Below are 9,184 nucleotides of genomic sequence, written 5' to 3'. Positions count from 1 at the left end.
ATATCAAGGAAGCGAAGAACGGCTTCTCCATTGATAGAATTGCGACGAGCGAATTTGAGGCGAATGAACTCGACTTGTTGATCAAATTACTCGCCTACAATTTGTTCGAGCGATTCAAGCGAAGCTGCTGCGAACCGGTACATCAAGGTTACACAATCGCACGGTTCCGATTAGAGTTCTTCCATTGCGCAGCAACGATTATTCGGCATAGCCGCAACATCATTCTCAAGCTGGCGAAAGACTTTGCAAACCGGTATGCATGGCAACGAATAGAAGCCAGGATCGCACTTTTGGAATGAGAAAACCCTAAATTTAACATGGAAGAAGTCGCAGCCTCTTCAGTGGGGAGGGGGAAAGTGCATCTGCATAACGTTGATCTGAATCGAATGGACTGGGAAACCTCCACTTTTTTACAGTCCGCGAGGCAGATCCACTATATTCAGTGTTTGATATTACGGGCTTTCGAAATTTAGGTTCAAAATCTTGCGGCAGCGCAAGAGGGCATCGGCGTGATTGCAGGTAGTGTCCAAATTGCCGGTGCCCAAGAGCTGGGGACATATCTTTCAGAGGCAGAATCACTAAAGACACTCCTGCCAACCCTAAACGATATGCTTGCCCAACAATATGGTCTTGATGCAACAGAAGAAGCGGCTGTACAAATTGGGACCATGATCGGAAAGGTCATGGACGGTCAACTTGGTGCCCTTTCTCGGTATGGCTATAGCTGGACGGAAGCGCAAGAGAAAGTACTAAAATTTGGAACTGAAGCACAACGAGCAGCCATGTTAGTTGAAGTCATAGGGCAATCGGTTGGCGGTATGAATGCGGCACTAGCCGATACACCAGAGGGCAAAATGAGACAATTACAGGCTGCGATAGGGGGAGTCAGGGAAGAACTTGGACGAGAAATAGCACTACCAATGTATAACTGGGGAGTGCAATGGCTACTTAAGGCTATACCCACTTTGAAAAAGATTGTCACAGACACTTTGGAATCCATAAAGGATTCAATAGCAAGGAACAAAGAGAAGTTCGAGGAAATTAAGTCTACATTACTCGATATCAAGAATCGAATATTCGGAGCATTTGCTCCGGGTGGAGAAGGTGGTGGTGCGCTTGGATGGTTTATCTATACTGGCATCCCGGCCTTAGTAACGGGGACGGCGAATGTTCTCCGCGGTGTAACAGGTATATACAACTTTATACGTGATAATTGGTCTTTAATTGGACCTATTATATATGGAGTTGTTGGGGGGGTAGTTGCCTACAAGGGGGCGCTGATCATCGCGAATACATGGAACATACTGACAACGGCGTCACAAAAAGCCCTTGCCTGGTGGACAACGGTTTACGGAAATGCGGCGAAAAACAGTAGCGGTAAGGTGACTATCCTAACATTAGCTCAACATGGTCTAAATGCCGCTATGAGAGCAAATCCCATCGGTACGATTATTACCCTCCTTGGTTTGCTAGTGACAGCAGGAATATACGTAGTGGAGAACTGGGAGGAAATTAAACTGGCCGGAATGCAGACTTGGAATACAATAGTTGACGCCGCGGAATGGACAGTGAATGCTCTTGTCTGGTTAGGCAACATCCTCGTCCAGGCATTTGTTTTTGCTTGGGATGCAATCAAGTATTATGCGGGGATCACATGGAATTGGCTTGTGGACGTTACACAAGACGCAATCAACGACGAAATTAAAAGCGCAAATGAACTGATTAAAGCATTCCAGTATGCTTGGGGGGCTATAGAACACGGGGGTAAGAGTCTATGGAACGGCGTAGTAGCAGCGGCAGAAGAAGGATTAACATGGCTGCTCGGTCCGATCAATAAGGTTAGAAAGGCCTTGAAAATGGATGAGGTCTCTGTGGACTTTGGCTCTTTTAAGATAGAATCGAAAATGCCAAAGTGGGACGAGTTAGGGGATGTGATCCCGAGTGTAGATTTCGGGGCGGCAAAGGTAGAGGTTGAAAAACCTAAATGGGATAGTAATTTTCAATTGATCCCGACCGTAGACTACAGCTCGGGCAAATTTTCCGAGGATAGCCTGATGGCACAAAGAAGGAAGGTACAGGAGAAAAAGGGGGAGAGCGAAGGCAAACTGGCAGACGCTCTCGCAGCCAACACCGCCGCAATGGAAAGCAACACTCAGGCCACATCCGAGAACACCCAAGCAACGGGAGCCAATACCTCCGCAACTAAGGCGAATACTGCAAGACTGAAGGAAAACCTGAGTCCGATGGAGCTGGCTGACAGCCTATTGGGCCGGATCGAAAGGCATGTGTGGGGAACATGATTAATGTGTTTCTGTCTATCAATAACAACGAAGAAGTGTTGCAGTTGCCCGTGCCACCTAAAAAATACGCTGTACCAAGTCCGTGGAAAAATGAATTGGTGGACGGGCTACAGAGATCCATAGTTACCATTGGCATGAGAGAGTTGAGGACGGTTGAAATCGAATCCTTCTTTCCAGCAAAGGGACATGATTACCCATTCCTTCAGAGCCGGGAGTATTGGGGAATGGAGTATGTGGACATGATTGAAAGATGGCGGGAGCGAAGATATCCACTGAGACTAATCATATCTGACCAGAGCGGGGAACAGTCTCTCAATATGGCCGTGACGATGGATCTTTTTGAGTGGGGCACTCAGCAGGATGGAGATATATTTTTCACAATGAAAATGACCGAATTCGCTCTTATAGAGCTATCTGGGCGGTGATCATCTATTGTTTAAGCTTATTCTCATAAAAAACGATGGAGAGAGATCATACGACATTACACCGATTGTCGGTGCGATCACATGGGATTCCAACTTATCTCTCATGGCTGCTATGGAATTTGAGTTGATTTGGAATGACACAAGATTCTTCCCGTCCAATCCCTGTGATTTAGGTGATGTGGTCATCCTTTTGAAGGACGAGGAAGAGGTACACCGTGGTGTCATCGTTACGGAAAGCCGTACTGGTCGAGAGACGATCAAATACACTGTCTATGATTATGCTTGGTATCTAGGAAAATCCAAAAGCGTATACCAGTTCAATCGGATACCGGCATCCCAGGCTATCACTAAAATACTGAATGATTTTGGGATGCTGATCGGGGAAATACCGCCAATGAATACGATCATAGATGAAATATACCTTGAGAAAAGCCCGGCGGAGATAATCGATGACATTTACAAACGTCACGAGCGGGCAACAGGCAAGCGATATAATGTGGAAATGCGCCAAGGAAAAATCTATTTCGAAGAGATGCAAGAGCTTATTATCAAGGGAACCTTCAAGTTGGCCGATAACATTCCTCCCGAAGATGTGCTGTCCAATCCATTGGGAGCCGATCGGACAAGATCAATCGAAGAAATGAAAAACAGAGTAAAAATCCTTGTTGAAAGAGATGAGTCGAACAAGGACCAAGCGAAATACGAAGTTGTAGCAGCGGCGCAGAATGAAGAGTTAATCATGAAGTATGGCCTCCTGGAAGATGTATTTAAAATTGATGTTGAAGATATAGCAAAGGCGCGGGAGGTGGCCAGAATCCTTCTGGAACGACTGGCCCGCATCCAAGAGACAAATACCCTGAAGTTGATGGGTGACACTGCTTTTAAGGCTGGCCGGCTGCTGGATGTTGAAGAACCTGTCACTGGGATGAGTGGCAGGTTTATGATTTTATCCGTCAAACATCGATTGGAAAGTCAGATCCATACCATGGAGGTTGAGCTAGTACTTCCGGAAGAGGTGAAGTGATTTGGATGTTTTGGATCAGCTAGCGAAGACAATTGCAGACATATATAAAAAAAACCGTAACCCTCCAAGTACGGCACCGAGAATTGGCATTGTGGTCGAATCTGAGCCTCTCAAAATTAAGTGGGGCGATAACGTCATCATAACGCAAGATAAGCTTATCGTTCCGCAACTCTATACAGCCGGTTACGAAATACCAAACCGTTGGCAGGACCCGCATGGAAATATAGTGGATGATACCCTGATCTGGAGGGTTGAGCTGAAACCTAGTGATCAGGTAATGATAGCTCCTGATGAAGCTCTCAAGACCTGGTATCTTCTCTGCAAAATATGAAGGAGGTGGACATCTTGTCCAATCTTCCACAGATTACGCAACTGGAATTTCCGACCTCTGACATTGTACAGCGAACGGAAAAGCAGGCTGTTCACAGTACCTTTGATTGGGACTTTGAAAAGGGTGATTTCAAGTTGAAGGACGGCGCTGTGATTAAACTGACCGGCATAGAGTACCTGAAAGTGTGGATTCAGAAGGCGCTCCGTACTGTCAAGAATAGTTTGATTTATGCCGGAACGGGATACGGCAGCGAGCATCATTCGCTCATTGGTCGGAACTTCCATCCTGATTTTTCTCGTTCCGAGTATGAGCGGATGATTCGCGAAGCCTTGATGCAAAATGACGCGATTACCCAGGTAGATCAATTTTCTTTTACTCAAGTTGGGGCGAGACTTAAAATCACCTTTAATGTGGCAAGTATTTTTGGGCCAACAGAAGGGACGGTGACAGTATGACGAAGGATCAAATACTTGCTGATATGATCGATTCGGTCCCGGATGATTATGATAAGCGCCCGGGCAGCTTCATCTATGACGCCTTGGCTCCTGCTGCGGAGCAGTTTGCAAAAACAGATGACTCAATAAACGTGGTCAAAGACAAGCTTAGCATCGAAAACTTGTCCGGCAATGAGCTGGCGCAGCGCGTCAAGGAACGAACCGGGATTGAGAGGAAGCCAGCTACAAGAGCAGTCGGAACCGTGATAGTGACCGGTACGGGTACGATCCAGATAGGCGATCGTTTTGAGACGGCCGGAGGCATCCAGTTTCGGGCAACTGAGTCTAAAGATATATCAGGCAGTGGACAAGTGTCGATTGAAGCGGTCAAAGCCGGGAACAGCGGGAATGTAGCAGCGAACACGATTACACTTTTTCCTGTGACTTTGGCCGGTTTTACGGCAGTAACAAATCCTCTTCCAACAATGGATGGCTTTGAGGCTGAATCTGATGCCGATTTGTTACAACGCTACTATGAGCGAATACGAACCCCGGCAACGAGTGGAAATAAGGCTCACTATCTTAATTGGGCTAAAGAAGTCCCGGGTGTAGGAGACGCTAAAATCATTTCCTTGTGGAATGGTCCTAATACTGTCAAGGTTTTGATCATCGACAGTGACAAGCAGCCGGCCAGTGATACTATAGTCTCCGCTACACAGAATTATATAGATCCCGATATTACGGGGCTAGGCGATGGTGCGGCTCCAATCGGGGCTTTTTGTACTGTCGTCAGTGCTTCCGGGGTAGATATTAACGTAACCGTGAAGATCACGCTCGCTGAGGGATACACGCTGCAGCAAGCAAAGGATAACATATCTGACAGTCTGACGAAGTATTTTAAGGATATCGCTTTTGTTGAACCAATCGTCAGCTATGCCCGGGTTGGTGCAGCCATTTTGGAAAGTGCAGGGGTCGAGGATTATAGTGGACTCCAGGTGAACAGCGGCACAGAGAATATAACTATTGGAAACGAAGAAGTGGCCGTATTAGGGGTGTTGTACCTTGACACGTAGCCAAGAGATGATGAATCGTTTGCAGCCATTCCAGCGGCGATCTGCTATCTACAAAGCAATATTTGACGCGGAGGCTGGGCAGTTCGACAACCGGGACGCTGCTATAGAAGATTTGCACAGGCAGCTATCTATTGACACGGCCACATGGGCCCTAGCGATCTACGAGTATGAATTGGGCATTGTATCAGATAAAAACAAACCTCTGTCCGAACGCCGGTCCGTCATAAAATCGAAAATGCGCGGAACCGGAAAGGTGGATGCAGCATTGATCAAGCTTGTTGCCGATAGCTATGCAAATGGTGATGTGGAAGTCACTTTCGACGGGAACATCCGGATCAGGTTTACAAGCGTTTTGGGTGTGCCTCCGAATCTACCTGACTTGATCGCTGCCATTGATGATATCAAACCGGCACACCTAGCAGTGTTATATGTATATAAGTATCTATTAATTAATCAGGTGCACAAAGTAATGACTATTAACCAAATACAAGAAACCAAACTTAATAAATTCTCACCGTTCAGGGAGGTGCTATGATGGCCGGTAATACTCCTAATTTAGACCTGTATAAAAAAGACCCTTTGACAGACGGTAATGACTACTTTGATATTGATACAATGCTCAACGAGAATTGGGATAAAATCGACAACGCTGTTGGCGGTCAGGTGGTTCATTCCCCTCCCACTCCAGTAACTCTAACAGCCGGTACACAAACGATCAACGTGGATCGTGATACGCCTTTCGCTGTTTTAAACATCCAAGGCCTTACACGGGTGAATCTGCTTGGCCGGGATGGGAATTGTGAGGACTTAAAACCTTTTGGCAGAGTTAATGCTGCCATCGAATTAGATTCTAATAATAAACAATTCGGCAGTAACAGCCTTAAGGTGACGATATCAGCGACAACGGGGTACGGACAGCGTACACATGTCATCACAAAGAACACAGGAATGTATCTCTTTTGTGGGTACGTAAAAAATGGGAATCTTAGTGGCGGGGCACAGATTGAAATATCCGATAATACCTATGCTCGAAGATCGCAGAAGGTGACGGATACGGAAAAGTTTAATTTTGTATACGGCACAATCGATTCTTCTCTTTTCTCCAGTTCAACTGCTAGTTTTAATGCAATGGGGAGTGGTGCATCTGGAGAGTATGCTTATTTTGACGGCTTGGCAGTATATTGGATTCCTGCTGAAACAAAAACGGACATAGACAGCGGAAAAATTACCAGCGCGCAGATTGAGAACGAATATGGGTATGTAGACAGCCTCCAGAATGTCAATGCGGTGTATATCAATACTAAAGCGGAGGATGCAAGAGAATCCTACTTGTACCTTCCAACATGCCAACTTGCCTCCAATCTGGACGGCTCAGTGGCAGACAGGATGTACATGGACAATGAGGGTAAGCCAAGAGTTTTGAGACAGTATAGGCGCGTGGTATTGGATGGGAGTTTGAATTGGAACTATAACACCGCTCCTGTTGGAGGGAACTATAAAGAAGTCAGGTTTCCATTGACTGACAACCGACCTAATACAGGATACGTGGTTAAATATGACGGAAAGATAATCAACCCTGTAAACCCCCTTAACGGGCCTGACCAATTTAATCACAATAACGGATTTTTTAGAGTTACTATTCCTAACTCCGATAGCGGATGGGGGCCAGACTATACGCCTACTAAGGAAGAGGTCAAGGCGTATTTTTATGGGTGGAAGATGTGGCGAAGCGGTGAAGATTCGAAAACGAGCCAATATAACGGCGAAGGTACAAAGTATTGGGGCTATTGGGACGCAAACGGCAATATCGTAAATGGCACACCTGTGTTGCCGACAACTTCGGCATATACCAATTCCAATGCTGCGTATAAACCCTACTTCCTCCAATACCAACTTGCCACCGCTGTAGACGAACCACTGGAGTACGAAGGCAGCCTGATGCTCTATGAGGGAACGAATCAGGTTGAAGTCGGTACGGGGATTGTGGTGCGGGAGAAGGCGAATCCGCAAGGGTTTAATTCGGGAAATGCATATATTTACGTCATTAATTCGGTATTTGACGAAAGAGTGTCTGCTGGCAAACTAGATTTTAGAGCAGACAAATTACTTTCTATATATCGAAACAACAAACAAGATAAATACTGGATATTTGAATCGCCCGGAAAAACTTATGGCAATGAACAAGCAAAAATATATGATTATAACTATGATCCCTCTGCCGTCTACCAAGTCACGTACCTTGCTCTGGACACGTACAAGATCGGCATATCTCCGACAGAGATCAGCGCCGAGTATGCGGTAAATCTAAGGGGCACGGTTGATAGTTTGGTGGAAGGAAATAAGAATGCTCTGAGCCGGATCACGGTCCTTGAAAATGAAACGGCAATGAAGGAACAGCCGGAATGGATACAGGCTACACTGTTGAATGGGTGGGTTCAAAATAAGGGAGTTACTGAAACTCCGGTTGGATACAGAAAGACATCTGATGGAAAAAGAGTCCAACTAAGAGGGATTATAAAGGATGGGGTAGTCAATAAGGGAACACATTTATTCTTTTTGCCAGTTGACTACCAACCGAAATACAATAAAAATGCAGTTACTTGGTCTGCAACAGTAACCCCTAATGAGCCTGTGGCAACTCGTATTTTTATTGGCTCAAGATTAGGTGGCGATTCTTTACCAGGGGAAGTAAAACTGCAATCCTCTGGCGCGGGGAATCGGTGGTTGGTATTAGATGGGATTGAATTTGATCTAGAGGAGTAGGAGGTAGCGCCATGAAAGAAGCTGTTATAATCGATCTCGAAGGAAATGATACATTTAAACGAACGCTTGTTGCTGACCATGTGACAGGCGTTTTTCCTATCCAGGAGCCAGTCCCGGATACTGACGAGCTGGAACCGATGGAAGAAGCACCGGAAGTGCCAACAGAACCTGAAACCGTCCATGTTGGCTATACTGTAGCCGTCCCGGTGCCCCCTGGGCTGTTTAAGCCAAGATATGACCTTAAAGCTTGGCAAGCAGCTATGGAGCAGTACGAGCGGGATTTGAACGCCTGGAAGCAAGAACAGCAGCAACGGGATGAAGAAGAAGCGGAACCGTTGCCCCCGCCGGAGCCTGTAGACCTAGCCCAATTTTGGGTGGAGGGTTTAACGCCGGAGGAGATCGACGAGATCCGGAACCGGCCGCAGGAACCGAGCATCCCGGAGCGAGTCGAGAAAGTGGAGAACGATACTGCTCAAACAATGTTGGGACTGGTGGAAGTCTACGAGGCAAACGAAGCTACAGACGAAGAAAACAAGCAGTCTATGCTGGCCATGGTCGAGCTTTACGGGATAATAGAAGCCCAAGCCGAAGCAATCGAAGTTTTGCGTGCCGAAATGGCAGCCCTGAAAGGAGGTGAGGGGTGATGGTAGCAGTATGCGTTACGCTTATTCTGGATGGGCTGATGACCTTTGTAGAAGTGCCTAAAACGTTGAAAACAAAGGTACAGACAGCCTTGGAAACGATGGGGCTGGACACAAACGGCCAGCCGATCAAAAGCGCCTAATAGCGCTATTTTTTATGCCCTCGGGATCCGGGGGCTATTCTTCTTGAGAA

Annotated in this window: 11 protein-coding genes; all 11 read left to right on the top strand. The window is 46.5% G+C overall.

Annotated elements, in window-relative coordinates; genetic code table 11:
• Positions 1-299 (top strand): transposase (locus FS806_RS00940; RefSeq protein WP_186328142.1); only part of this gene is annotated, 299 nt, incomplete at its 5' end.
• A 210-nt stretch (positions 300-509) separates the two neighbouring features.
• The gene (locus FS806_RS00935; protein WP_144932232.1) at positions 510-2,300 is read left to right on the top strand and encodes a phage tail tape measure protein; all 1,791 of its coding nucleotides are present in this window, start codon (positions 510-512) and stop codon (positions 2,298-2,300) included.
• On the top strand, positions 2,297-2,725 hold the full coding sequence (locus tag FS806_RS00930; RefSeq protein WP_260981928.1) for a hypothetical protein: 429 nt from the start codon (positions 2,297-2,299) through the stop codon (positions 2,723-2,725). Before FS806_RS00935 ends, FS806_RS00930 begins: the two co-directional genes overlap by 4 nt.
• Before the next feature lie 7 nt (positions 2,726-2,732).
• Entirely contained in the window at positions 2,733-3,749 is a 1,017-nt protein-coding gene (locus FS806_RS00925) for an XkdQ/YqbQ family protein (protein WP_144932230.1), read from the top strand.
• A gap of 1 nt (position 3,750) precedes the next feature.
• Complete coding sequence (locus tag FS806_RS00920; RefSeq protein WP_144932228.1) at positions 3,751-4,080, top strand: DUF2577 family protein; 330 nt, start codon at positions 3,751-3,753, stop codon at positions 4,078-4,080.
• A gap of 14 nt (positions 4,081-4,094) precedes the next feature.
• Entirely contained in the window at positions 4,095-4,535 is a 441-nt protein-coding gene (locus tag FS806_RS00915; RefSeq protein WP_260981926.1) for a DUF2634 domain-containing protein, read from the top strand.
• Positions 4,532-5,587 (top strand): baseplate J/gp47 family protein, encoded by a 1,056-nt coding sequence (locus FS806_RS00910; protein ID WP_144932224.1) that lies wholly within the window; start codon positions 4,532-4,534, stop codon positions 5,585-5,587. The genes FS806_RS00915 and FS806_RS00910 overlap by 4 nt, the downstream gene beginning before the upstream one ends.
• On the top strand, positions 5,577-6,122 hold the full coding sequence (locus FS806_RS00905) for a YmfQ family protein (RefSeq protein WP_260981925.1): 546 nt from the start codon (positions 5,577-5,579) through the stop codon (positions 6,120-6,122). Before FS806_RS00910 ends, FS806_RS00905 begins: the two co-directional genes overlap by 11 nt.
• A complete protein-coding gene (locus FS806_RS00900) occupies positions 6,119-8,350 on the top strand; it encodes a hypothetical protein (protein ID WP_186328141.1) in 2,232 nt (743 codons plus the stop codon). Before FS806_RS00905 ends, FS806_RS00900 begins: the two co-directional genes overlap by 4 nt.
• Before the next feature lie 11 nt (positions 8,351-8,361).
• Positions 8,362-8,994 (top strand): hypothetical protein, encoded by a 633-nt coding sequence (locus FS806_RS00895; protein WP_144932220.1) that lies wholly within the window; start codon positions 8,362-8,364, stop codon positions 8,992-8,994.
• Complete coding sequence (locus tag FS806_RS25580; protein WP_186328140.1) at positions 8,994-9,134, top strand: CD1375 family protein; 141 nt, start codon at positions 8,994-8,996, stop codon at positions 9,132-9,134. Before FS806_RS00895 ends, FS806_RS25580 begins: the two co-directional genes overlap by 1 nt.
• Positions 9,135-9,184 lie beyond the last annotated feature (50 nt).

It is taken from the genome of Paenibacillus sp. 32O-W (genome assembly GCF_007679495.1).
Lineage (GTDB): Bacteria > Bacillota > Bacilli > Paenibacillales > NBRC-103111 > Paenibacillus_L > Paenibacillus_L residui.
This window is presented reverse-complemented; position numbering and strand designations above follow the sequence as displayed.